The 25366-nt window shown below is 57.7% G+C and carries 22 protein-coding genes; 12 read left to right on the top strand and 10 right to left on the bottom strand.

Annotated features, from left to right (window positions below; translation table 11 throughout):
• Positions 1–106: 106 nt before the first annotated feature.
• Positions 107–736, bottom strand: a complete 630-nt coding sequence (gene rlmE / locus ACFQW4_RS14725) for a 23S rRNA (uridine(2552)-2'-O)-methyltransferase RlmE (RefSeq protein WP_007886684.1) — start codon at positions 734–736, stop codon at positions 107–109.
• Positions 737–861: 125 nt separating this feature from the next.
• On the opposite strand from rlmE, the gene yhbY reads away from it, so the two are divergent.
• Positions 862–1155 carry a ribosome assembly RNA-binding protein YhbY gene (gene yhbY, locus ACFQW4_RS14720; RefSeq protein WP_007886683.1) on the top strand — a complete coding sequence of 98 codons (294 nt, stop codon included), beginning with the start codon at positions 862–864 and terminating at the stop codon, positions 1153–1155.
• Positions 1156–1281: 126 nt separating this feature from the next.
• On the opposite strand, the gene greA is transcribed toward yhbY, so the two are convergent.
• Positions 1282–1758: a transcription elongation factor GreA gene (greA, locus tag ACFQW4_RS14715; RefSeq protein ID WP_110868068.1), complete on the bottom strand. Its 477-nt coding sequence runs from the start codon at positions 1756–1758 to the stop codon at positions 1282–1284.
• Between the two features lie 246 nt (positions 1759–2004).
• Between greA and dacB the strand changes: the two genes are divergently transcribed.
• Genes dacB through pmrB form a run of 3 tightly spaced genes read left to right on the top strand, consistent with a single transcriptional unit; the run spans position 2005 to position 5158 of the window.
• Complete coding sequence (gene dacB, locus ACFQW4_RS14710; RefSeq protein WP_137386837.1) at positions 2005–3438, top strand: serine-type D-Ala-D-Ala carboxypeptidase; 1434 nt, start codon at positions 2005–2007, stop codon at positions 3436–3438.
• Entirely contained in the window at positions 3438–4100 is a 663-nt protein-coding gene (gene pmrA / locus ACFQW4_RS14705) for a two-component system response regulator PmrA (protein ID WP_101762257.1), read from the top strand. The genes dacB and pmrA overlap by 1 nt, the downstream gene beginning before the upstream one ends.
• A complete protein-coding gene (gene pmrB, locus ACFQW4_RS14700; RefSeq protein ID WP_101762258.1) occupies positions 4097–5158 on the top strand; it encodes a two-component system sensor histidine kinase PmrB in 1062 nt (353 codons plus the stop codon). Before pmrA ends, pmrB begins: the two co-directional genes overlap by 4 nt.
• A gap of 6 nt (positions 5159–5164) precedes the next feature.
• Here the strand turns inward: pmrB and ACFQW4_RS14695 are convergent, their stop codons facing one another.
• Positions 5165–7435: a TonB-dependent siderophore receptor gene (locus ACFQW4_RS14695; RefSeq protein ID WP_377725968.1), complete on the bottom strand. Its 2271-nt coding sequence runs from the start codon at positions 7433–7435 to the stop codon at positions 5165–5167.
• A gap of 259 nt (positions 7436–7694) precedes the next feature.
• Here ACFQW4_RS14695 and fes point away from each other — a divergent pair, with 259 nt between their 5' ends.
• Together fes and ACFQW4_RS14685 are read left to right on the top strand one after the other, a co-directional pair.
• Positions 7695–8924, top strand: coding sequence for an enterochelin esterase (fes, locus tag ACFQW4_RS14690; RefSeq protein WP_350261471.1), 1230 nt, complete (start codon positions 7695–7697; stop codon positions 8922–8924).
• A complete protein-coding gene (locus tag ACFQW4_RS14685) occupies positions 8909–12820 on the top strand; it encodes an enterobactin synthase subunit F (protein WP_377725966.1) in 3912 nt (1303 codons plus the stop codon). Before fes ends, ACFQW4_RS14685 begins: the two co-directional genes overlap by 16 nt.
• A 175-nt stretch (positions 12821–12995) precedes the next feature.
• On the opposite strand, the gene ACFQW4_RS14680 is transcribed toward ACFQW4_RS14685, so the two are convergent.
• The 3 genes from ACFQW4_RS14680 to fepD are packed head-to-tail and all read right to left on the bottom strand — an operon-like array spanning position 12996 to position 15759.
• The gene (locus ACFQW4_RS14680; RefSeq protein WP_110868073.1) at positions 12996–13793 is read right to left on the bottom strand and encodes an ATP-binding cassette domain-containing protein; all 798 of its coding nucleotides are present in this window, start codon (positions 13791–13793) and stop codon (positions 12996–12998) included.
• A complete protein-coding gene (fepG, locus tag ACFQW4_RS14675) occupies positions 13790–14773 on the bottom strand; it encodes an iron-enterobactin ABC transporter permease (protein ID WP_101762263.1) in 984 nt (327 codons plus the stop codon). Before fepG ends, ACFQW4_RS14680 begins: the two co-directional genes overlap by 4 nt.
• The gene (fepD, locus tag ACFQW4_RS14670; RefSeq protein ID WP_101762264.1) at positions 14770–15759 is read right to left on the bottom strand and encodes a Fe(3+)-siderophore ABC transporter permease; all 990 of its coding nucleotides are present in this window, start codon (positions 15757–15759) and stop codon (positions 14770–14772) included. The genes fepG and fepD overlap by 4 nt, the downstream gene beginning before the upstream one ends.
• Positions 15760–15900: 141 nt before the next feature.
• Between fepD and entS the strand changes: the two genes are divergently transcribed.
• The gene (entS, locus tag ACFQW4_RS14665; RefSeq protein WP_192235872.1) at positions 15901–17151 is read left to right on the top strand and encodes an enterobactin transporter EntS; all 1251 of its coding nucleotides are present in this window, start codon (positions 15901–15903) and stop codon (positions 17149–17151) included.
• On the opposite strand, the gene fepB is transcribed toward entS, so the two are convergent.
• The gene (gene fepB, locus ACFQW4_RS14660; RefSeq protein WP_377725963.1) at positions 17146–18111 is read right to left on the bottom strand and encodes a Fe2+-enterobactin ABC transporter substrate-binding protein; all 966 of its coding nucleotides are present in this window, start codon (positions 18109–18111) and stop codon (positions 17146–17148) included. The two genes, entS and fepB, sit on opposite strands and share 6 nt — an antisense overlap.
• Positions 18112–18287: 176 nt before the next feature.
• On the opposite strand from fepB, the gene ACFQW4_RS14655 reads away from it, so the two are divergent.
• Genes ACFQW4_RS14655 through ACFQW4_RS14635 form a run of 5 tightly spaced genes read left to right on the top strand, consistent with a single transcriptional unit; the run spans position 18288 to position 23144 of the window.
• Positions 18288–19469 carry an isochorismate synthase gene (locus ACFQW4_RS14655; RefSeq protein ID WP_377725961.1) on the top strand — a complete coding sequence of 394 codons (1182 nt, stop codon included), beginning with the start codon at positions 18288–18290 and terminating at the stop codon, positions 19467–19469.
• Between the two features lie 10 nt (positions 19470–19479).
• A complete protein-coding gene (locus ACFQW4_RS14650; protein ID WP_377725959.1) occupies positions 19480–21096 on the top strand; it encodes a (2,3-dihydroxybenzoyl)adenylate synthase in 1617 nt (538 codons plus the stop codon).
• Between the two features lie 18 nt (positions 21097–21114).
• Positions 21115–21969, top strand: coding sequence for an isochorismatase (locus ACFQW4_RS14645; protein WP_110868078.1), 855 nt, complete (start codon positions 21115–21117; stop codon positions 21967–21969).
• On the top strand, positions 21966–22724 hold the full coding sequence (gene dhbA / locus ACFQW4_RS14640; RefSeq protein WP_101762269.1) for a 2,3-dihydro-2,3-dihydroxybenzoate dehydrogenase: 759 nt from the start codon (positions 21966–21968) through the stop codon (positions 22722–22724). Before ACFQW4_RS14645 ends, dhbA begins: the two co-directional genes overlap by 4 nt.
• 3 nt (positions 22725–22727) lie before the next feature.
• On the top strand, positions 22728–23144 hold the full coding sequence (locus tag ACFQW4_RS14635) for a hotdog fold thioesterase (protein ID WP_101762270.1): 417 nt from the start codon (positions 22728–22730) through the stop codon (positions 23142–23144).
• A 40-nt stretch (positions 23145–23184) separates the two neighbouring features.
• On the opposite strand, the gene cgtA is transcribed toward ACFQW4_RS14635, so the two are convergent.
• The 3 genes from cgtA to rplU all read right to left on the bottom strand — a co-directional run bounded on the left by cgtA (position 23185) and on the right by rplU (position 25194).
• Positions 23185–24360 carry an Obg family GTPase CgtA gene (gene cgtA, locus ACFQW4_RS14630; protein ID WP_101762271.1) on the bottom strand — a complete coding sequence of 392 codons (1176 nt, stop codon included), beginning with the start codon at positions 24358–24360 and terminating at the stop codon, positions 23185–23187.
• Positions 24361–24609: 249 nt separating this feature from the next.
• The gene (gene rpmA, locus ACFQW4_RS14625; RefSeq protein ID WP_007886647.1) at positions 24610–24867 is read right to left on the bottom strand and encodes a 50S ribosomal protein L27; all 258 of its coding nucleotides are present in this window, start codon (positions 24865–24867) and stop codon (positions 24610–24612) included.
• A gap of 15 nt (positions 24868–24882) precedes the next feature.
• On the bottom strand, positions 24883–25194 hold the full coding sequence (gene rplU / locus ACFQW4_RS14620) for a 50S ribosomal protein L21 (protein ID WP_007886644.1): 312 nt from the start codon (positions 25192–25194) through the stop codon (positions 24883–24885).
• Between the last annotated feature and the right edge of the window lie 172 nt (positions 25195–25366).

The following is a 25366-nucleotide window of genomic DNA, read 5'->3' as shown; positions in this document are numbered from 1 at the left end:
TACCTGGAATCGCAGTGCGGATGATTTTGCTTGTTTACCCTGAAACTCAGAATTACACATCAGAGTAAACGCATTGGTCGTCTTGCTTTGATTCCGGCAATTCGGGCTAAAGTTTGCGCCCCGTCGCCACAATGTACACTTCGCGCGAACGTAATCGCGAAGCGTCCGGCTTACGAATTTTTACTTTCGTAAACAGGGAGCGAATTTCCCGCAGGTATTCATCGAAGCCATCTCCCTGAAACACTTTCACGACAAAACTGCCGCCTGGGGCCAGGATATCCCGACACATTTCCAGCGCCAATTCTACCAAATACATCGAACGTGGAATATCAACCGCAGGTGTACCGCTCATGTTGGGTGCCATATCAGACATCACCACCTGCACCTTTTGGTCGCCAACGCGCTCCAGTAAGGCGTTAAGTACCGCCTCATCACGAAAATCGCCCTGCAAAAAGTCAACGCCGACAATCGGATCCATTGGTAACAGATCGCAGGCGATGATACGACCACTTGATCCGATAAGCTGAACCACATATTGCGACCAGCCGCCGGGTGCCGCACCGAGATCAACAACCGTCATCCCGGGTTTGAAAATCTTGTCACCCTGCTGAATTTCTTCAAGTTTAAACCAGGCACGCGAACGTAACCCTTTTTTCTGTGCCTGCAGCACATATTTATCGCTAAAGTGTTCCTGTAGCCAGCGACTGGAACTGGCCGAACGCTTTTTACCCGTCATAATTTTTCCAATTAAATCGTCATCGTAGCGATAAATCAGCACGCAATGGTCGCGTTGATTTGGCGATATACCCGAGATGGCGGTAGAATGAACCGTTTTCAATCCCTGAGTAAGCAAAAAATACGATGAATCTGAGTACCAAACAAAAACAGCACTTGAAAGGTCTTGCCCATCCGCTTAAGCCGGTTGTCATGCTTGGCGGAAATGGCCTTACCGAAGGCGTGCTTGCCGAAATCGAACTGGCGCTCGAACATCACGAATTGATCAAGGTAAAAATTGCCTCGGAAGATCGTGAAACTAAGCAGCTGATCGTGGACGCTATCGTGCGTGAAACTAAAGCAGGCAACGTACAGGTAATCGGCAACACGCTGGTGCTGTATCGCCCTGCCAAAGAGCGTAAAATTACTCTTCCGCGTTAATCATGCCTTTAAAGGCGGCGACGGGCAAAGAAAGTGCCACGCTCCTGCATGTGATAAAAGGCCGCAATGCGGCCTTTTTCCTTTCTTTACAAAATGCAGCGACATATTGCAAAGCGTAGCAATATCTTAAAGGTATTCCACCTTCAGGACTTCATATTCCACATCCCCGCCTGGGGTTTTCACAATCGCGACATCGTCGGCTGATTTTCCAACCAATCCACGCGCCATCGGCGAATTCACTGAAATCAGGTTCTGCTTGAAGTCAGCTTCATCGTCACCCACGATGCGGTAGGTGAATTCTTCATCCGTATCCACATTGAGGATGGTCACGGTAGCGCCAAAAATCACGCGACCGGTTTTCGGCATGGCAGTCACATCAATGACTTGCGCATTGGAAAGCTTGGCTTCAATCTCCTGAATACGCCCCTCGCAGAAACCCTGTTCTTCGCGAGCCGCATGATATTCGGCATTCTCTTTCAAATCGCCGTGCTCACGGGCTGTGGCGATGGAGGCGATGATGCGCGGACGCTTCACAGTTTTCAGTTCGTTCAGCTCTTCGCGCAGCTTCTCAGCGCCTTTCAACGTCATCGGAATCTGATTCATTTTGGCTCCTCGTCATCTATCCTGGTTAACGGCGTCATCCTGACCGGTGACAGCAGAAAACAGCTTCTGCAGCGCGTTACCTCTTTTCACAAGCAAAAGAAGCCTGACCCGGAAAGCTTTCCGGGTCAGGTTCGGTTTTGCATTTTGATACGTATTTTACCCCAGAGTTCCCTGTGGGTCATCGTTTACTTTGCACCGTCCGGGGACGTAGTATTGACGCCCTCACCCGTCAGTTACCGCGAGATTATGCGATTTTCACGACTTGTTACCGGATTAACCTGTGCGTTTATGCTGCAGGCACAAGCAGCTCCCGTTGAAGAATACATGCAGTATTTGCCAGACGGCGCAAACCTGGCGCTGATGGTACAAAAAGTGGGCGCATCCACCCCGATAATCGATTATCACGGCAAACAGATGGCGTTACCGGCCAGCACCATGAAAGTGGTGACAGCGCTGGCGGCTTTATTAGAGCTCGGGCCCGATTTTCGTTTCCAGACCACCATGGAAACCAAAGGAGCGGTCAATGATGGCACCCTGAATGGCGATTTAGTGGCACGATTTGGCGGCGATCCTACGCTGAGCCGCCAGGATCTGCGCAACATGGTCACGGCGCTGAAAAAGCAGGGCATCACCCATATTAAGGGCAATCTGGTGATCGACACCTCGGTGTTCGCCAGCCACGATATGGCGCCAGGCTGGCCGTGGAACGATTTGACGCAGTGCTTCAGTGCGCCACCGGCAGCGGCCATCGTCGATAAAAACTGTTTCTCCGTGTCGCTGTATAGCGCCAATACACCGGGCGAAAACGCCTTTGTGCGTATCGCCTCCTATTATCCGGCCCACATGTTCAGTCAGGTGCGCACCATTGGCCGCAACAGCGGTGACGGACAATATTGCGAGCTGGATGTGGTGCCAGGCGAGCTCAATCGTTACACCTTAACCGGCTGCATGCGTCAACGTTCAGAGCCGCTGCCGCTGGCCTTTGCCGTGCAGGATGGTGCTGCGTGGGCCGGTGAGATACTTAAAGCCGAGCTGCGCGCCGCCGATATTGATTACAGCGGTCATCTGGTTCGCCAGGCGCAAGTGACGTCGCCGGGTACCGTGTTGGCTTCAACGCAATCAGCGCCGCTGCACACGCTGCTGCACACTATGCTGAAGAAGTCGGACAACATGATTGCCGACACCGTGTTCCGCACCATCGGCCATCATTACTTCAATGTGCCGGGCACCTTCCGCGCGGGTTCAGATGCGGTACGTCGTATTCTGCGCGAAAAAGCCGGGGTCGATCTCGGCAACAGCATTCAGGTTGATGGTTCCGGACTGTCGCGTCATGACCTGATCGCGCCAGAGACCATGATGCAAGTGCTGCAATACATTGCGAAAAATGATTCGACGCTGAATTACATTTCGATGCTGCCGCTGGCTGGTTATGACGGCACGCTGCAATATCGCGGCGGTCTGCATGAAGCAGGGCTGGATGGCAAAGTCTCGGCGAAAACCGGTTCGCTGCAGGGCGTCTATAATCTGGCAGGATTCATCACCACCTCCAGCGGCGCGCGCGTCGCCTTTGTCCAGTTCCTGTCCGGTTACGCGGTTCCGCCGGAAAATCAGAAAACGCGCCGCATTCCGCTGGTACGTTTTGAGAGCCGCCTCTATACGGATATCAACAAGAACAACTGATGAAACTGCTAATCGTTGAAGATGATGCGCTGTTGCAATCGGGCCTTGCGCAGGCGTTAAGCTCGCAAGGCTACGCCATCGACTGCGCCAGTACCGCCGCAGAGAGCAACGCGCTGCTGCGTAGCGGTCAGTACAGCCTGATCGTGCTCGATCTCGGCTTGCCGGATCGCGATGGCGCATCACTGCTGCGACAATGGCGACGTGACGGCATTGCGGTGCCGGTACTGATCCTCACGGCGCGCGATGCGCTGGAGGATCGCGTTGATGGTCTGGATGCCGGTGCTGACGATTATCTGGTGAAGCCGTTTGCGTTGGTTGAACTGCAGGCACGCGTGCGGGCGCTCATCCGCCGTTATCAGGGCCACAGCGACAACCTGCTGCAACAGGGCGATCTGACGCTCAATCTCAGTTCACAACAGGTTTTGCTGGAAGATCAGCCGCTGGAGATCACGCCCAAAGAGTTCGCACTGCTCACCCGCTTACTGATGCGCGTGGGGCAAAACGTACACCGCGAAACGCTGCAACAGGATCTCTACAGCTGGAATGACGATCCCGGCTCCAACACTCTCGAAGTTCACATCCACAATTTGCGTCGCAAGCTCGGAAAAGATCGCATCAAAACCGTGCGCGGCGTCGGTTACCGTCTGGAAATCCGCGAATGAACAGCATGCGTCAGCGGTTATTGATTATGCTGGCGCTGATTCTCCTCACCTGTCAGGTGATGAGCGCCATCTGGCTGTGGCATGAAAGCCGCGAGCAGATCAGTTTTTTAGTCAACGAAACGCTCTCTGCACAGGCGCGTAACGATCGGGTAGAAAACGAGATCCGTGAAGCCATTGCCTCGTTGCTGCTGCCTTCCTTAGTCATGGTCGCCCTTACCTTACTGCTGTCGTTTTGGGCGATTAACTGGATTATTCGTCCGCTGAAATCGCTGCAGGACAGCCTTGCGCATCGTTCAGCGGATAATCTGACACCGTTGCCGATCTACTCCGAAATGGATGAGATCGTGGCGGTAACCACCTCGATCAACCAACTGTTTTCACGCCTCGATCACACGTTGCAGCAGGAACGCCTGTTCACTGCCGATGCGGCGCACGAGCTGCGCACGCCGCTGGCCGGATTGCGCCTGCATCTCGAGCTGCTCCACCAGCAGAACGTGCCGCAGAGCGAGATGCTAATTGAACGTATCGATCAGTTGATGCACACCGTGGAACAGTTGTTGATGTTATCGCGCGCCGGGCAAGCGCTGGCGGGCGGTCACTATCAGCAGTTGCAGTGGCAACAGGACATCATGCAGCCGCTGGAGCCAGAAATGACCGAGCTGTATCAACAGCGTCAGCAAATCCTGCACTGGCCGCAGAACGACGATGTGCCGCAGCAAGGTGAAGCGGTACTGCTGCGCCTGATGCTGCGCAATCTGCTGGAAAACGCCTCGCGCTACAGCCCGGAAGGCAGCGAAGTCGCGGTGAAGATGCAGCAGGACCAGCAGCAGGTGATCATTGAAGTGTGGGATCAAGGCCCGGGTATTGAAGCCGCCGCTGCGGAAGAGCTGACGCAGGCGTTTCGTCGTCGCGATCAGCGTTATGGCGGCAGCGGTTTGGGTTTGAATATCGTGCTGCGCATCGTGCAGATGCATCGCGGCAGGCTGGAGCTGGTGAACCGTGAAGATCGCAGCGGGCTGATTGCCCGCTGCTATTTACCGCATCAACTGATTGGCTAAGCGCCGTTAGAAGTGGGTATTCAGGCTCATAAAGTAAGTACGCCCAGATTCGTTGTAGGTATTCGCACCCGCTCCATACAGATAAGAGTTGGTGTTGGCGTTACCGGTGGTTTGCGCATTACCTTCGCGATAGTGACGTTTATCGAACAGGTTATCAATGCCCACCGTGACGCTGGCGTACTTGTTGATATCGTAGGTACCGCTCATACCGATAATTGAGTAAGGACTCACTTTATCCGTTGCGCTGCCGGTCGAAAGATTCCCTTTGTAATCATACTTCTTCGGCGTCTGCGTGCCGTACCAGGTCAGCGTAGTTTGCAGCGACAGATCCTGCGTCGCCTGCCAGCTCAGCGTCGAATTCAGCGTGTATTCCGGAATCACCGATAAACGATCGCCGGTCTCTTTGTTCTTACTCTGCAGCATATAGGTGAAGTTGTTATTCCACATCACGCTGTCGGAGAACGGCACGTTGACGGTGCCTTCCAGCCCTTCCACCACCGCTTTCGGTACGTTTTCCCACTTATAAATATCCGTGGTGCCATTGGATGCTTTGCTCACGGGCGAGTAACCGGCTTCGATCTTGTTGCGATAATCGTTGCGGAACCAGGTTAAACCGGCCTGATAACCTTCGTGTTTCCACTCCAGACCAATCTCTTTGTTGATGCTGTTTTCCGCTTTCAGGTCGCTGTTACCCTGCAGATAACAGGCGCCGGTGCTGGCCGCACAACCCTGACCGTTGCTGTACAACAAGTAGTTCGGGTTGGTCTGATACAGGCTCGGCGCTTTATAGGCGCGACCAATCCCCATCTTCAGCGTGAAGTCATCGCCCAAACCTTGTGACAGGTTGAGCGACGGGCTCCAGTTATTGCCAACAATCGAGTGATGATCGAAACGCAGACTTGGCGTCAGCATGGTGCTGTCGGTCAGCTCCATGTTGTCTTCCGCAAACAGTGAGAAAATCTCTGCCTGGGAATACGGGCTGCGACCGGTGTTATCGATGCCCGGCACCGCACCGTAGCTCGCCGCCTGCGTGTTGGAAGAGCCATCCTTCATGCGCTGCTGGTTCCATTCGGTACCCAGCGTCGCCGTTTGGTTAAACAGCAGCTCAAACGGAATGCTGACTTCGCTATGCAGCAGCACGTCATCCAGCTGAATGGTGTTGAAACCGCTGTTAGAGAAGATGCCTTCGGTGCCGCCGGCCAAACCTTCATTGATGCGCGAGTTGCGGGTTTTCTCGTAGCGCGCGTAGGTATTGGTGCTGACGCCGTTATCCCATGCGCCGGTCCATTTCAATGAGACGTTCTGGCGATACAGGCGGTTGGTTTCATCACCGTACAGACTTTTCACCAGCGCGCTGGTGTTGGTGTTCTGCGTATCACCCGCATACAGGTTGCCCTGACGGCTGTAACCGGCCTGCAGCTCTAGCGTCTGCATCGGTGCAAACGCCCAGCTCAGCAAGGCATTGATATCTTTATTAACCGAACCTTCACGACCCGCCGGATAGCTGCCCGCATAGCTGCCGGTGCGCGCCGCCGCATGCCCTTCGTTGATGTCATAGGCATCGGCCTGGGTTTTGGCTAAACCACCGTACAAACGGAAGTTGAAATCATCGCCCAGCGGCCCTTCCAGACTGAAGTTAGTGCGCTTAGTGGCGCCTTCCGCTTTATGTTCCGGCACGTTGTAATAGGTGTTCCAGGAACCGTGCCACTGCTGATCGGTCTGTTTTTTGGTGATGATATTCACCACACCGCCCGCCGCGCCGTTACCGTAACGCACCGCAGCAGGTCCGCGAATCACATCGATGTGATCGATCATCTCCGGCGGCACCCAATTGGTGTCGCCACGCGTATCACGCTCGCCACGCCAGCCAAGGCGCACCGAGTTGCGGCTGGTGATCGGCATGCCGTCCACCATGATCAAGGTGTTTTCCGGGCCCATACCACGAATATCGATCTGGCGATTGTTACCGCGCTGGCCGCTGGTGGAGTTGCCTGTCAGGTTAACGCCTGGCATGGTACGGATAATTTCAGACACATCACGCGCGGGCGGATGTTTTTTGATTTCGTCGGCGGTAATGGTTGAGACGCCCGGCGCTTGCAGGTTCTGCTGCTGCGCGGTGACCATCAAGGTGCCGCCGTCCATTGATTGTGCGTCAGTCGTGCTGACAGAGGTTTTGCTGGAGGAAGTCTCTGCTGCCCAGGCGCTGCTGGAAAGCAGTGAGGCGCTGAGCCCCAGTTCAATCAGAATGGCTAACGATAACCGTGAGTAATTTTTCATTTTATACGTTCCTGGATGGCCAGCAATAAGCCGTTGGATGCTTAACTGGCGAGCCGGTGAGAAGATCCCTGTCCATATCGCGCCCAGTTCCAGACCCTTCAAACCATCCGTAGCGCAACCTTACCGAACGGTAAGCCTCTGGCGGAACAGGCGTACTCATTTTTGAGCGCAGCCACCCTATTGCAAATGCAAATTATTATCAATAGTATTATTCATCAAGCTTATGTAAATCTCCGCGTAAACACCGACTGGCAGCCCTATGACCTGGCGAAATGATGTAACCGGCAGTGCAGCCTGGTGGCAGGCGCAACAATCCCAAGGCATTCCCCGCATTGAGTTAGCAGACGATGGCCAATGTCAGGTCACCTTCTTCTGGCGTGACCCGCAAGGCGACGAGACGCAATCGTCGACCCAGCGCGTGTGGATTAACATTACCGGCGTGACCGATCACCACCAGCGCCGCCCGCCGCAGTCGTTAATGCGTGTGGCGGGCACCAACGTCTGGTATTGGCAGACCTCGCTGCCCGCCAACTGGCGCGGCAGTTACTGTTTGATGCCCGATGAACAGGCCACGGACTTCACTGGCGTTGCCGACATGTCCACGCTGCGCAACTGGTGGCGCGACAAATTCCCGACGGCGCAGGCCGATCCTTTGAACAGCTTACGTGGCTGGTCCGGTGGCCGCGGCATGGGCGTCTCGCCGCTGCATCTGCCCCACGCGCCCGATCAACAACTGTGGCAAGCGGTGGATAACGGCACAGCGCCAACCATTGAACTGCAACAGCAGCAATGGGATAGCGCGCTATTAGGCAACAGCCGCAAGGTGTGGATTTACACCACCGGCGCAGCCAATCCCGCACAGCGTCCGCTGGCCATCATGCTTGACGGGCAATTCTGGGCGCACAGCATGCCGATTGCCGGACCGCTGCAGCAGCTCACTGATGCCGGTTCTTTGCCGCCAGCGGTGTATCTGTTTATCGACATCATTGACCGCGAACACCGCAGCCGCGAGCTGCCGTGTAACGCGCAGTTTTGGCAAGCCATTCAGCAAGAACTGTTACCGCAAGTTGCACAATCAACGCCTTATCGCCAGCAGGCGGACAGTACCATCGTCGCCGGACAAAGCTTTGGCGGCCTGGCGTCGGTGTTTGCCGCGCTGCACTGGCCGGAAACCTTTGGCAACGCGCTCAGCTTATCGGGCTCCTTCTGGTGGCCTGAACGCGGCAATCCGCACGGCTGGCTGCTGCAGGCGCTGGATAACGGTCTTGCACCGCGTCAACCGCTGCGTTTCTGGCTCGAAGCGGGCAAACGCGAAGGCTTGATTCTGCAAGCTAATCAACAACTTCAACAGCAGCTTAGCGCTGCCGGCTATCAGGTGAATTACCTGCCGGTGGAAGGCGGCCATGACGCGCTCTGTTGGCGCGGCGGCCTGCTGAATGGCCTGCAAGCGCTGTGGAGCAAACCGGAGCATCCATGTCCGAATCCCTGATGAATAAGCCTATGACCGACCAACAAACCTTGCCGTTAGTCGCGGCACAGCCCGGCATCTGGATTGCCGATCAGCTGTCACCTCATCACAACGCTTACGCGGTGGCGCACTTTGTCGAACTGCGCGGTGAGATTGATAGCGCCCTGTTGGCGCAGGCGATCGTTGCGGGCATGCAGGAAGCCGACACGCTGAATATGGCCTTTGGTGAGGTGGAAGGCGAAGCCTTGCAGTGGCCGCAGCCACACGCCTTTAGCCTGCCGCAGATTGTCGATTTGCGCGCGGAGGCCGATGCGGCCGCCAAAGCGCGCGCGCTGATGCGTGACGACATGAATGGCGATCTGCGCGTATTGAGCGGCGCGAAGCTGTGGCATCACTGCCTGTTCCGTCTCGACGATCAGCATTGGTTTTGGTATCAGCGCTATCATCATTTGGTGGTGGATGGCTTCAGCTTTACCGCGCTGACGCGCCGCATCGCCAATCTCTACAGCGCGGCCGTACGTCAGCAAGCCGCTGAACCGACGCCGTTTATTCCGTTTAGCGAAGTGGTGGACGAGTATCAGCGCTACCGCGAATCCTCCTCTTTTGCGCGTGACAGCCAGTTCTGGCGCGAAAAAGGGGCGGCGCTGCCCTCACCGGCTTCGCTCTCGCCGCTGCCGCTCGCCGGACAACATGCCAGCACCGATCTGCTGCGCCATAGCGTTACGCTGGATCGCAGCACTTTCCAGACGCTGGTGCAGCAGCATCCGCACGCCAGCGCGGCCGATCTCGCCTTTGCGCTGGTGGCGCTGTGGCTGGCGCGTCTCAGCGGGCAAAACGACTTTGCCGCTGGCTTCATCTTTATGCGCCGCATCGGCTCGGCCGCCTTGTGCGCCACCGGTCCGGTGATCAACGTATTGCCGATGGCAATCCATTACGATCCGACGCAGCCGATCGCCGCGCTCGCCGCCCAGCTGGCGGGTGAAGTGAAAAAGATGCGTCGTCATCAGCGCTATGATGCCGAACAGGTGCAGCGCGATCTCGGCCGCCTCGGCGATGGCGATCCGCTGTACGGTCCGGTGATCAACCTGAAGATGTTTGATTACCAGCTCGATTTCGCTGGCGTGGAAGGCATCACCCATCAACTGGCGTCCGGGCCGGTGCGCGATCTGGAGATCGCCATTTACATCAGCGAGGACGGTGAACTGACGCTGGAGCTGCTGGCCAATGCCGAACGCTACAGCGAACAAACCTTGCAGCGTCATGCCAGCCGCTTTGCCCTGCTGCTCGATCAGCTGGCGCAACAGCCGCAGCGGCCGTGCGGCGAACTCGATCTGCTCACTGCCGAAGAGCATGCGCAGATTGCCGCAATCAACCAAACCGCCTATCCGCTGCCAGCAGAAACGCTGGCTTCCCTGTTAGCGCAGCAGGCGGCACGCACCCCCGATGCACCGGCGCTGGCCGATGCGCAGCATCAGCTTAGCTATCGCGCGATGCAACAGCAGGTGTTTGCGCTGGCCGCCGATCTCAGCGCCGCCGGCGTTCAGCGTGGCGATATTGTCGCCGTGGCGCTGCCGCGTTCAGTGCAGCTCTCCCTGGCGCTGCAGGCGATTGTTTCGCTCGGCGCTGCCTATTTACCGCTCGACACCGGTTATCCGGATGACCGCTTACAGCTGATGCTGGAAGACGCCGCGCCAAAAACGCTGATCACCTGCGCAGCGCTCAGCGCGCGCTTCAGCGCCATCGCGTCGGTCAATCAGCTGCATTTTGATGTGCTGTATCACAATGCCCCTGCACCGCAGCCGGCCAGCGCGCCGACGCCGCAGGATGGCGCCTACATCATTTACACCTCAGGTTCGACCGGTCGCCCTAAAGGCGTGCTGGTAGGGCATGAAGCCATCGTCAATCGCCTATTGTGGATGCAGGATCGCTATCCGCTGCAAGCCGACGACGTGGTGCTGCAAAAAACCCCGAGCAGCTTCGACGTTTCGGTGTGGGAATTCTTCTGGCCGCTGCTGGTCGGTGCGCAGTTGGTGATGGCACCGCCAGAAGCCCATCGCGACCCGGAAGCGCTGCAGCAGCTGTTTGCCCGCTACCAAGTCACCACCACGCATTTCGTTCCCTCGATGCTGGCGGCCTTTGTCGCGGCGCTGGACGATCAAGCGGCGATTGCCCGCTGCGCCAGCCTGCGTAACGTGTTCTGCAGCGGTGAAGCGCTGCCGACGGATTTATCGCGCGAGTGGGAAAAACTGACGCGCGTGCCGCTGCACAATCTGTATGGCCCAACCGAAGCGGCGGTGGATGTCAGCTGGTATCCGGCGTTTGGTGCTGCCCTGGCCGCCGTCGAAGGTGCCAGCGTGCCGATTGGTTTCCCGATGTGGAATACCGGCCTGCGCATCCTTGATGCCCGCATGCAGCCGGTGCCGCCGGGCGTGGCGGGCGATCTCTACTTAACCGGCGTGCAGCTGGCGCATGGCTATCTCGGCCGTCCCGATCTCACCGCCAGCCGCTTTATCGCCGATCCTTTCATGCCCGGCGAGCGCATGTATCTCACCGGCGACGTGGCGCGCTGGCTGGATAACGGCGCGGTGGAATATCTCGGTCGCAGCGACGATCAGCTGAAGATCCGCGGTCAGCGTATCGAACTGAATGAGATCGATCATGTGCTCAGCGCGCAGCCCGGCATTGAGCAGGCGGTCACACACGCGGTGGTGCTTGGCGGCACGGCAGCGCAAGGTGATGCGCGTCAGTTGGTTGGCTACGTGATTGCCGGGCAGCCGGTTGATCGCGACGCGCTGCGTCAGGCGCTGGCGCAACGCTTGCCCGCGCATATGGTGCCGGTAGCCATTGTGCAGCTCGATGCCTTCCCGCTCAGCAGCAATGGCAAGCTGGATCGCAAAGCGCTGCCGTTGCCCGCATCCGCCAGCGCCAGTGCGGGACGTGCACCGCACGCTGGGTTGGAAACCACGCTGGCAAACGCTTTCTGTCAGCTGCTGGCGCGCGAGGAAATCAGCGCGCAGGATGACTTTTTCGCCCTCGGCGGCCATTCGCTGCTGGCGATGCGCTTAGCGGCGCAGCTGCGCCGTGAGCTGCAACAGCCGGTGTCGGTGGGACAAATCATGGTGGCCTCCACGGTGGAGAAGCTGGCAACGCTGCTCAGTGATACGCAGTCACATCAGCAAGCCGGTTTCGAAGCGGTGCTGCCGCTGCGTCAGGGCAACGGACCAACGCTGTTCTGCTTCCATCCGGCGTCAGGGTTTGCCTGGCAATTCAGCATCCTGCAGCGTTATCTCGATGCGCGCTGGTCGCTGGTCGGCATTCAGTCGCCGGATATCAGTAGCCCGCTGAACCAAAGCGCGCATCTGGATGACGTGTGCGACGCCCATCTGCAAACCCTGCGCGACGTGCAGCCGCACGGACCTTACTATTTCCTCGGCTATTCGCTTGGCGGCACCCTGGCGCAAGGCATTGCGGCCCGGCTGGAAGCGGCCGGTGAAGAGGTGGCGTTCCTCGGCCTGCTGGATACCTGGCCACCAGAAACGCAAAACTGGGATGAGAAACGCGGCGAGAACGTGCTGGATCCGGCGGTGCTGGAAGAGGTGAACCGCGAGCGCGAGCAGTTTATCGCCGCGCAGCGCCATCAGGCCGGCGAAGAGATGCGTGCGATGTTCGATACCATCGAGGCCAACTACGCCAGTTCGGTGCGCCTGCTGGCGACCGCACGCAGCGCGCGTTTCAACGGTCGCGCCACGCTGTTCCTCGCCGAACAGACGCAGCAGCCAGGACAAGATGCGCGCCGCGCCTGGGCACCCTATGTTGGTGAACTGGAAGTGTGGCCGATGGATTGCGCCCACGTGGAGATCATTTCACCGCAGATGTTTGAGCAGATTGGACCGTTGTTGCAGCGGTTGTTGGGATAGCGATCTTTCCCTCACCCTAACCCTCTCCCGCAAGCGGGAGAGGGAACAATCAGGAGCCGCTGACGGGAGAGGGAATGTTTAGGTGTGGTAACGGGTGTAACATACAAGCTGGGTCGGCCCCTTCTCCCGCTTGCGTGAGAAGGCTGGGATGAGGGCCCGCGCGCACCGTGTTTAATTATCCCCCGCGCCCCAGCGGCACAATCATCGGCGTATGCGCCACCGGATCGTCCACAATCACGCAGCGCAAGCCATACACCTGCTCGATCAACGCGGGCGTCACAATCTCCGACGGCTTCCCTTCGGCGACTATCCTGCCGTCACGCATCGCAATCAAATGCGTGGCATAGCGACAAGCGTGATTAAGATCGTGCAGCACCACCACCAGCGTTCGCCCATGCTGTTGATTCAGCTCCTGCATCAATTCCAGCAGCTCAATTTGATGGGTGATATCCAGCCAGGTGGTCGGTTCATCCAGCAGCAGCAGCGGCGTTTCCTGCGCCAGCACCATGGCAATCCACACGCGCTGACGCTGACCGCCCGATAACGTATCCACCGACTGCTGGGCCAAATCGGCCACGCCGGTGGCGCGCATCGCGTTCTGCACCGCCGCTTCATCTTCCGCACGCCAGCGACCAAACAGCGCCTGATGCGGATAACGTCCGCGCGCCACCAGCTCGGTGACGCTGATGCCCGCCGGCGCGTTGGAACTTTGCGGCAGCAAACCCAAACGCCTCGCCACTTCTTTGGTGGGATAGCTGGCAATGGCCGCGCCATCCAGCAACACCTCACCTTTTAACGGCGTATGCAGGCGACTCAACGTGCGCAGCAGCGTCGATTTTCCGCAGGCGTTAGGGCCGATAATCACCGTCAGCTCACCTTGCGGAATCGTCACTGACAGATTCTCTGCCACCACCTTTTTGTCATAGCCCAGCGTCAGGCTATCGCCGCGCAGACGTGAAGGGATATCGGTCATTGGCGTCGCGCCTCCCGCACCAGTAAAGCGATCAGATAAAGTCCACCGAGAATGACGGTTATCACGCCAACCGGTAATTGATAAGGCAGGAACAGATGCTGCGCGGCGAAGTCTGCGGCAATCAGCAACAGCGCGCCGCACAGCGCCGCCAGCGGCAAGGCACCTTTAACGCCGCCGCCGAGACGACGGGCAATCTGCGGCGCCAGCAGCGCGACAAACGAAATCGGCCCGACCAGCGCGGTTGACGCCGCCGTGAGCACCACGCCAATCAGCATCAGCCACATGCGGCTGCGCTCCACCGGCACGCCAAGCGCGCAGGCGGTATCGTCGCCCATCTCTAGCAAACGCATCCGCCGCGCCAGCAGCGCCATCAACAGTAACGCCAGCAGCAGTACCGCAATCACCGGCGGCGTTTTTGCCCAGGTAATGCCGTTGAGCGATCCGGCGCTCCACAAGCCCGCACTCAGCGCCGACTCCAGCGAGGCGCTGATAATCAGCCAGGAATTCAACGCCATCAGCAGCGCGCGCACGCTGATGCCGACGATAATCAGCCGGAAGGTCTCTACGCCGTTGCGCCAGGCAAACAGATAGACCAGCGCCGCCGTGGCGATGCCGCCAATCAACGCTGCGCCGGTCATCGCCGTGACGCTTTGATTAAACAGCACCAGCGCCACCAGCACGCCGCTGTAAGCGCCGGTGTTGAAACCGAGAATGTCCGGGCTGCCAAGCGGATTACGCAGCAGCGACTGGAAAATCGCGCCGCTGATGCCTAACGCCGCACCAATCAGCAGCGCCATTAGCACGCGCGGCAAGCGCCATTCCAGCACGATCAGTTTGACGTTGCTGGCGCCCTGCCCGAGCAGAATTTGCCAGATTTGATCACTGCTGATCTGCAATGCACCGCGCGTCATCGCCAGATAAGCCAGCAGAGCGCAGGCGCACAGCAGCCAAAGCGTATGTAACCCGACACGACGCGTCATAGTGCACCCCGGCCCAATTTACGGCGCACCAGCACAATCAGCATCGGCGCACCGAGCATCGCCGTGACGATGGAAACCCGCAGCTCACCCGCCACCAGCAGGCGGCCAAGGATATCGGCGGCGAGCAGCAAAATCGGCGTGATCAGCGCGGTCGCAGGCAGCATCCAGCGGTGATCGTTGCCCACCAGCCAGCGGGCAAAGTGCGGCGTCATTAAACCGACAAACGCAATCGGGCCCACTGCTGCCGTGGCTGCGCCGCACAGCAGCGCAATCGCCAGCAGGCCCAGCAGTTGGGTGCGCGCCACCCGCGTGCCGAGCGCGGTCGCCATGTCGCCGCCCATACTCAAACTGTTCAGCGCCTGCGATAGCGCAATGGCGACCACACTGCCGAGCAGCACCGCCGGGAACAGCGTGCGCAGCGTAGTGAAATTGCGAATATCCAGCGAGCCGCTGTGCCAGAAGCGCAGATGATCGTAAATATCGGGATTGAGCAGCGACAGGCCAGAGGTTAATCCTTCCAGCACCGCGCCCAGCGCCACGCCGGCCAGCGTCAGACGCACCGGATTGACGCGCCCGCCGCCAATCGCGCCGGTCATCGCCACCAGCACGGACGCCAGCAGCGCGCCGCCAAAGGCGAAGCCGAGCCAATCCACCGGCGAGTCAGCACCGAACAGCGCAATGCCAATTACCACCGCGAAACCTGCTCCGGCGTTGACGCCAAGAATGCCGGGATCGGCCAGCGGATTGCGCGTCAGGCTCTGCATCAACGCACCAGCGAGGCCGAGCGCCACGCCCGCCAGCAAACCGGCCAGCGTACGCGGCAGGCGCGCGTCACGCACGATGACGCACTCCGCGCTGTGACAGGAGGTGGTAAGCGAATGATAAACATCGGGAAGCGGTATTGATTTTGCCCCCAGCATTAAGCTGAGCGCGATGAGGAGCAAGAGCAGAATCCCTGAGCCTGCTAATGCACGAATCTGGCGCATAGCGTTCTAAACCTTCACTGTTCAACGTCGTCGCATGCGCGATGTAACTTGATAATGGTTATCGTTATTACTCGCGTTTAGCTATGTTACCATGACTCGCCTCGCGGACGATGAGGAAAATTGGTGCAATAAGGCGAACACATGAACAAATCTTCCCACTTTATCGATCTCTCGCTGCTGAAAACTCACCCGGCTTTTCGCGCGGTGTTTATCGCGCGTTTTATCTCGATTGTCGCGCTCGGCATGCTCGCTGTGGCGGTGCCGGTGCAGATTCAGCACATGACCCATTCACCGCTGCTGGTGGGCTTGGCGGTGACGCTGGCCGCTGCCGGCATGTTTATCGGCCTGCTCACCGGCGGCGTTTTGGCGGATCGCCATGAACGCAAAAAGCTGATTTTGTTTGCCCGGTCCACCTGCGGCTTAGGTTTTATCGCGCTGGCGATTAACGCCGCGCTGCCAGAACCCTCTCTGATCGCGGTTTATCTGCTGGGTTTCTGGGATGGTTTTTTCGGCGCGATTGGCGTCACCGCGCTGCTGGCGGCGACGCCCGCGCTGGTCGGTAGGGAAAACATTATGCAGGCGGGCGCTATCACCATGTTGACGGTGCGCTTCGGCTCCATTTTATCGCCCGCGATTGCCGGTCTGGTGATTGCTCACGGCGGCGTGACGTGGAACTACGCACTCGCTGCCTTTGGCACCTTACTTACCGTGTTAACGCTGCTGAAATTGCCCACTTTGCCGCCGCCGCCACAACCGCGTGAACATCCGCTGAAATCCCTCGCCGCTGGCGTGCAGTTTCTTTTCGCCAGTCCGATTGTCGGCATGGTGGCGCTGATTGGCGCATTAGTCACGCTGGCCAGCGCGGTGCGCGTGCTCTATCCGTCGCTCGCGCCGCATTGGTCTGTGAGCGCTGACCAGCTTGGCCTGATGTATGCCGCCGTGCCGCTCGGCGCAGCTATCGGCGCGTTCACCAGCGGTAAACTGAAACACGCCGCGCGTCCCGGACAGCTGGTGCTCGGCAGTGCGATTGCGGCGTTTGTCGCGCTGGGTTTGTTTAGCCTGATGCCGAACCTGCCGTTGGCGTTGGCCTGCTTAGTCGCTTTCGGTTACTTCAGCGCCATCAACAGCCTGGTGCAGTACGCGATGATTCAGGCATTAACGCCAGATCATCTGTTAGGCCGCATCAACGGCTTGTGGACCGCGCAGAACGTGACCGGCGATGCGATTGGTGCGGCGGTGATTGGTGCGATGGGTTCATGGTTGCTGCCACCGCAGGCCGCCGCGGTATTTGGCTTTACGGCGGCGCTGCTCGGCATCGTGATGTGGTGGGTGATGGGCCGTTTACGTCGTTACCATCCGCCAGCACCGGAGCTGACGGAACAGGCATCATGATTTAACGAACAGCTTCTCCAGACGCGCCAGCAGATTGCTGGCGCTGTAGTAATCAAGGCGGAAGGAATCGACGCCCAGCTCGTAAACCTGCTTGCCCTGCACCGCCGCGTTTTGCGCAAGGAACGGATTGCTCATCACCGATTGCGTGGTTTTATCGTCAGCGGCGAACAGCAGGAAGGTTTTACCGGTCAGGCCGCTGGCGACGTTTTCGCCCGACAGCTGAATGATGTCTTTGCGCTGTCCCATGCTGTGTCCCTGCTCAACCGTCGCCGGTGGCGTTGCCAGGGTGAAGCCAAGTTGTTCCAGCAGCTTGCCCTGCGCCGAAGCCGCGGTCCACACATTGACTGCGCGTCCGCCGCCGTTCCACACCATGGCGGAGACCGGCTGCGGTGGCAGCGTGATGGCTTTTTTCAGCGCCGCTTCACGATCGTCGAAAGCTTTAATGCGCTGCGCCGCCTGCGCTTCATGCCCGGTCGCCTGGCCTAACTGCGTGACGACATCCTGCCAGCTTTTGTCGTCGTAATTGACCACCAGCGTCGGTGCAATAGCCGAAAACTGTTCGGCGAGCTTGATGGCAGAATCGTTGCCGGTGGCGCTGACGATAATCAGATCCGGCGCTTGCGCGGCAACCGCTTCGGCATTCGGCTCACCGATGTACAGGCGTTGAAGATGTTGCTTTTTGGCAACATCGCTCCACTGGCGGAAGAAACCCTGATCGTCGGCCAGGCGACTGTTCGGCGCAGTCGCGCCGGAAGCAATCACCGGCGCATCAATGGCCAGCAGCGATCCGGTCAGCGTGACGCTGGTCGAGACAATGCGCTGCGGCGCGTGATTGAGCGTGATCGATCCGTTGGCACCCTGAACGGTGCGCGGCCAACCTTGTTCGGCATGAGCGACGCTGGTGAAAATCTGGAAAATACCTATAAGGGCTGCAATGCCCCAAAAACCGCATTTATTCATAAGTTTTGGTCCACTTTTTAGCATATTGCCCTGCTGAGCGTCAGCGCCTGATTACGGCTAAACGCAGCTGAAATCCCGCGAATGGATTGACACTTTTGCCCAATCGACGTAGGTTACAGGCCCATAATAAAAATGATAATCATTCTTAATAATCTTATCATTTATAGGTGAAAATTATGGTGGAATCTTCCACGTTTGAAAATGCCTGGCTGAAGGATTATTCCGCGCTAAGCCGTGGTTTCCTCTTTACCTCGCCGTGGCGTAGTTTGGCAACGCAAGGATGCTATACCACCGTTACCGCGCCGGTAGATGACGCCGCGTCGCTGGACGGTGATTTTCAACAACAGTTACGTCAGCATTTTGCCGCGGCGAAAAAACAGGGCATCGACAATCCGATTCTGGTCGGGGCGATCCCGTTTGACGTCAGCCAGCCCGCCGCGCTGTTCATTCCTGAATCCTATCAGACGTTTAATCGCGCTGACCTGCAAAACGCGTTGCCGGAAAACGTCAGCGATCTGCCGCAGGTGCGACGTCGCACCGCAGTGCCGGATCACGATGTGTTTACCACGATGGTGGCAGATGCGGTGGCGGCCACGCAGCGCGGCGATCTGGATAAAGTGGTGCTGTCGCGTCTGATGGATATCGTTACCGAACAGCCGGTTGATACCGCAGCGCTGATGCAGCGCGTGATTGCGCAGAACCCCAACAGCTACCATTTCCATCTGCCGCTGCCGCAAGGCGGTGCGCTGATTGGTGCCAGTCCGGAGCTGATGCTGCGCAAACAGGGGCGCGATTTTAGCTCTTGTCCGCTGGCGGGCTCAGCGCGGCGCAATCACGACGATGCCCAGCAGGATCGTGCCGCTGGCGATACGCTGATGGATTCCGGCAAAGATCGTCATGAGCACAAACTGGTAACCGACGCGATGCGCGACACCTTGCAGCCGCGCAGCCGTTTGCTGTCGGTGCCGACCATTCCGTCGCTGATTACCACCGCCACGCTGTGGCATCTCGCCACGCAAATCGACGGCGAAGTGCAGGATGAGCGCGAAAATGCGCTGTCGCTGGCCTGCCTGCTGCACCCGACGCCTGCGTTGAGCGGTTTCCCCCATCAGCGCGCGCAGCAGCTTATTCACCAGCTGGAACCTTTTGATCGCCAACTATTTGGCGGCATCGTCGGCTGGTGCGATAGCCAGGGCAATGGCGAATGGGTGGTCACCATCCGCTGCGGCACCGTGCATGGCACGCGGGTGCGCCTGTTTGCCGGTGCGGGCATCGTGGCCGACTCCCAACCTGAATCAGAATGGCGTGAAACCGGCGTGAAGCTGGACACCATGTTGCGCGCCTTTGGACTGCAATAAAGGAAAGAACATGAGCATTCCCTATACTCGCTGGCCGGACGACCTGGCTGCGCGCTATCGCGAAAAAGGTTACTGGCTGGATGTGCCGATGACCGACATTCTGACGCGTCATCAGCATAATGATGCCATCGCGGTGATTGATGGCGATCGCCAGATCAGCTATCGCGAAATGGACGTGCTGAGCAGCAACCTGGCCGCCGCGCTGCAGCGTCGTGGCCTGCAAAATGGCGATACTGCGCTGGTGCAGCTTGGCAACGTGGCCGATTTTTATGTCACGGCATTTGCGCTGTTTAAGCTCGGCGTAGCGTCAGTATTTGCGCTGTTCAGCCATCAGCGCACCGAACTAAGCGCCTATGCGGCGCAGATCGAACCTAAACTGCTGATTGCCGATCGCACTCACACGCTGTTTGCTGATGATAGCTTTATCAACGCGCTGTGCGCCGCGCAGCCTTCGCTGCAGCAGGTGATTCTGCGTAATGACAACCAGCCGGAAAATACGCTGGAAGCGCTGATGGCGGAAGCCGCGGGTGATTACCTCGCCACACCAACCGCCGCTGATGAAGTGGCGTTTTTCCAGCTCTCCGGCGGCAGCACCGGCACGCCGAAGCTGATTCCGCGCACCCACAACGACTATTACTACAGCATTCGCGCCAGTGATGAGATTTGTCAGGTGACCGCCGATACGCGTTATCTCATCGCCCTGCCCGCGCCGCATAACTTTGCCATGAGCTCCCCGGGTTCGCTCGGTGTGTTTTATGCCGGTGGTCAGGTGATTCTGGCTGCCGATCCCAGCGCCACGCTCTGCTTCCCGCTGATTGAGAAGCATCAGGTCACCGATACCGGTTTGGTGCCGCCGGCGGTGAGTTTGTGGCTACAGGCGATTCAGGAATGGGGCAGTAATAAACAGCTGGCTTCGCTGCAGCGCATTCAGGTGGGCGGCGCCAAGCTGGGCGAAACCCTCGCGGCACGCATTCAGCGTGAAATTGGCTGTCAGCTGCAGCAGGTTTTCGGCATGGCCGAAGGTCTGGTGAACTACACGCGTTTTGGCGACGATGAGAACATCATTCTCACCACGCAAGGCCGCCCGATCTCTGAAGATGACGAAGTGTGGGTCGCTGACGAGCACGGCAACGCGCTGCCAACCGGCACCATCGGTCGCCTGATGACGCGCGGCCCCTACACCTTCCGTGGCTACTACAAGAGCCCGGAACATAACGCCGCCAGCTTCGACGCCAACGGGTTTTACTGTTCGGGCGATCTGATTGAGATCGACGCGCAGGGCTACATCACCGTGCAAGGGCGGGAAAAGGATCAGATCAATCGCGGTGGCGAGAAGATCGCCGCGGAAGAGATCGAAAATTTGTTGCAACGCCATCCGGATGTGATCCACGCCGCGCTGGTGTCGATGAACGACGAATTGATGGGTGAAAAGAGCTGCGCCTTTATCGTTTCCAGCCAACCGATCAAAGCAGTGGCGTTGCGTCGTCACCTGCGAGAACTGGGCGTGGCCGAGTTCAAATTACCTGACCGTATTACCTGCGTCGATGCCCTGCCGCTGACGCCTGTCGGCAAGGTGGATAAAAAACGTTTACGCCAACAGCTTGCCGACCAACAAGCGCAAGCCTGACCTGTTCCGGAGATTGTAATGGCTATTCCAAAACTGAACGCTTACGCGCTGCCCGCAGCGACTGAACTGCCTACCAACAAAGTGAAGTGGGCGCTTGAGCCTCAGCGTGCCGCGCTGCTGATTCACGATATGCAGGCTTACTTCCTTAATTTCTGGGGCGAAAACAGCCCGCTGGTTAATCAGGTGGTGGAAAACATCGCTCGTCTGCGTGCTTACTGCAAAGCGCAGGGCATACCGGTGTTCTATACCGCTCAGCCGAACGAACAGAGCGATGCCGATCGCGCACTCCTCAACGACATGTGGGGGCCGGGCCTGAACAAACATCCGGATCAGCAGAAGATCGTTGATGCGCTGGCACCGGATCAGGACGACCAGGTGCTGACCAAATGGCGTTACAGCGCCTTCGTGCGCTCACCGCTGGAATCGATCCTGCAGGAGATGGGCCGCGATCAGCTAATCATCACCGGCGTGTACGCGCACATCGGTTGCCTGACCACCGCGACTGACGCCTTTATGCGTAATATCCAGCCATTTATGGTGGCGGATGCGCTGGCCGACTTCACGCGCGAAGAGCACATGATGGCGCTGACTTACACCGCAGGTCGCAGCGGTAAAGTAGTGATGACCGCCGACCTGATGCCGCTGCCGTTGAGCAAAGACGATCTGCGTGCGCTGATTCTGCCGCTGCTGGAAGATGACGATGTACCTGCAGATGACGAGAACCTGATCGATTACGGTCTGGATTCAGTACGCGTGATGGCGCTGGCGGCGCGCTGGCGTCAGGTGCACAGCGACATCGATTTCGTCAGTCTGGCAAAAAATCCGACCATCGATGGCTGGTGGGCGCTGTTATCACGGGTGCCAGCTAAATGAGTGCAACTTTCGATTTCAGTGGAAAAATCGTCTGGGTAACCGGCGCAGGCAAAGGGATTGGTTACCACACCGCGCTGAGCTTCCATCAGGCGGGCGCGCAGGTTATCGGCTTCGATCTGCGTTTCGAACAGGCCGACTATCCTTTCACCACGCAGGTGCTGGATGTGGCGAACGCCGCCGAGGTGAAAGCGGTTTGTCAGCGTTTGCTGGCAGATCAGCCGCGTCTCGATGTACTAGTGAACGGTGCCGGCATCCTGCGTATTGGCAGCACCGATGAACTGTCGTTCGACGATTGGCAGGCGTGTCTGGCGGTGAATGCCGGCGGCGCGTTCAACCTGTTCCAGCAAACCTTGCCAGTGTTTCGCCAGCAGCGTGCGGGTGCGATTGTGACTATCGCCTCTAATGCGGCACATGCGCCGCGCCTTGGTATGTCCGCTTATGGCGCTTCCAAAGCGGCGTTGCGCAGCTTGTGTCTGACCGTGGGTTTAGAGATGGCGCCTTACGGCGTGCGCTGCAATATCGTTTCTCCGGGTTCCACCGATACCGATATGCAACGCAGCCTGTGGCATACGCCAGAAGCCGAGCAGGAGATGATCAATGGTTTCCCGGATCAGTACAAGCTGGGGATCCCGCTGCGTAAGATCGCTAAACCGCAGGAGATCGTTGCTAACGTGATGTTCCTCGCGTCGGATCTTGCCAGCCACGTGGTGCTGCAGGATATTGTGGTCGACGGTGGCGCAACGCTGGGATCCTAAGTTATGGCAATCTGGAAACGTTCGGTCGATGTTGAAACGTTGAATAAGATGGGTGAAAACTCGCTGGTGGCACACGTTGGCATTGTGTTTACCACCATCGGTGAAGATTATCTCGAAGCCACCATGCCGGTGGATGCCCGCACGCATCAGCCGTTTGGCCTGCTGCACGGCGGCGCTTCTGTAGTGCTGGCGGAGTCGATGGGATCGATTGCCGGTTATCTCAGCATCGAAGAAGGTAAAAGCGTGGTGGGGATTGAGGTGAGCGCCAGCCACCATCGTGCAGTAAGCAGCGGTGAAGTGCGCGGTATTTGCCGCCCGTTACACCTTGGTGCGCGTAATCAAAGCTGGCAGATTGAGATTCGTAACGCCCGCGACCAACTGTGCTGCACCTCGAGATTGACGGTGGCGGTGCTGGGTTAAGACATAAAAAAAGCGGCCTTCGGGCCGCTTTTTTGTACGATTAACGCTGGTAAATGATTTCGACGCCTTCGTCGTCCTCTTCGTCCCAGTCGTCATCCCAATCGTCGTCTTCTTCCACTTCCTGCGCCGTTTCCATGGCTTCACGGTGATAATCATCCCACATGAAGGCCACTTTCTCTGGCTCTTTAGTTTCTTCTTCGGCTTCTTTTGGATTTTCGATGATAAAGCTCATCACATCCCAGCAAAGATCTTTCACGCCATCATGGCTAGCCGCAGAGATTAGGTAATATTTTTCTTCCCAGCCTAATGCTTCCACTACCGCTTTGGCACGGCTTTCCGCTTCTTCGCGGCTCAGCAGGTCACATTTGTTGAATACTAACCAGCGCGGCTTCTGGAACAGTTTATCGCTGTATTTCTCCAGTTCGCCGAGAATGATGCGGGCATTTTCTACCGGATCAGATTCATCGATAGGGGCAAGATCGATCAGGTGCAACAGCACGCGGCAGCGCTCAAGGTGCTTCAGGAAGCGAATACCCAAACCTGCGCCATCCGCTGCGCCTTCAATCAGGCCAGGAATGTCGGCGACAACAAAGCTCTTTTCGTTGTCCATACGCACCACGCCAAGGCTTGGCACCAGCGTAGTGAACGGATAATCCGCAACTTTGGGTTTCGCTGCGGATACCGAGCGAATAAAGGTCGATTTACCGGCATTCGGCAGACCCAACATACCAACGTCAGCCAGCAGCATCAGTTCCAGTTGCAGATCACGCTTCTCGCCCGGTGTTCCCATGGTTTTTTGACGCGGGGAACGGTTAACTGAGGATTTAAAGCGCGTGTTACCAAGGCCATGCCAGCCGCCTTTCGCCACCATCAGCTTCTGCTCATGACGCGTCATGTCGCCCAGCGTTTCGCCGGTACCCTGGTCAATTACGCGGGTACCAACGGGCACTTTAACGATAATGTCTTTACCACGTTTACCGGTGCAATCACGGCTTTGGCCATTCTGGCCACGTTCGGCACGGAAAGACTTTTCAAAGCGGTAATCGATCAGGGTGTTGAGGTTTTCATCCGCCAACAAATACACGTCGCCGCCGTCGCCGCCGTCGCCGCCATCCGGGCCGCCTCTTGGAATATATTTTTCACGGCGGAAGCTTACGCAACCATTGCCGCCATCACCCGCGACCGCAAGGATCGTCGCTTCATCTACAAACTTCATTTTATTTCTCCGTCACGCTGTCGTTCACGGCAGCTTGCAGGCCGCAAACGGGTCCGCCAGGGTCTTCTGCGCTGACCGACGGCGGATAATACAAGACTGGCAAAGCCAGGAGTACATAAATTGTACAACAACTGTGCTAAAGCGTAACTGTTATCCAGCAAGCTCAGTAGCAGAATGTAAAAAGCCCCGCAAAGCTGCGGGGCCTTTCATTCGTGTATTCAGACGTTAGACGTCTGCAGCACGACAACCTTACTCAGCAACGATGCTGATATATTTACGGTTGTTCGGGCCTTTAATCTCGAATTTTACTTTGCCGTCTGCGGTGGCAAACAGGGTGTGGTCACGACCACAACCTACGTTGCTACCTGCGTGGAATTTGGTGCCACGCTGACGAACGATGATGCTACCTGCCAGAACAGATTCGCCACCGAAACGTTTTACACCCAGACGTTTTGCGTTGGAGTCGCGACCGTTACGGGTCGAGCCACCAGCCTTCTTATGTGCCATTTGTCAGATCTCCTCTTACGCGCCGATCACAGTGATTTTCACATCTGTGAACCACTGACGGTGACCAGCTTGCTTACGGTAGTGTTTACGACGACGAAACTTAACGATTTTAATTTTCTCGCCACGACCGTGAGCAACAACTTCTGCCTTGATCACACCGCCTGAAACCAGTGGCGCGCCGATTTTCACGTCTTCGCCATTTGCGATCATCAGAACCTGGTCAAACTCAATGGTTTCACCGGTTGCGATGTCCAGCTTTTCCAGGCGAACGGTCTGACCTTCGCTTACTCGGTGTTGTTTACCACCACTTTGGAAAACCGCGTACATATAAAACTCCGCTTCTGCGCGTGCCTTTCTATTCATCAGGCGGCGCGATAAATATTCACAATAGGGCGCGAATTCTACGCAATACTCCAGCAGAAGACAAGAGCACTTTGCACTCTCTTGCAGAAAAAAAGCGCAAGGCGAATGCAAACGTTTCGCAACCCGATTTTTCAAG

The organism is Pantoea sp. GCM10028869 (assembly GCF_042666835.1).
Lineage (GTDB): Bacteria > Pseudomonadota > Gammaproteobacteria > Enterobacterales > Enterobacteriaceae > Pantoea > Pantoea leporis.
This window is presented reverse-complemented; position numbering and strand designations above follow the sequence as displayed.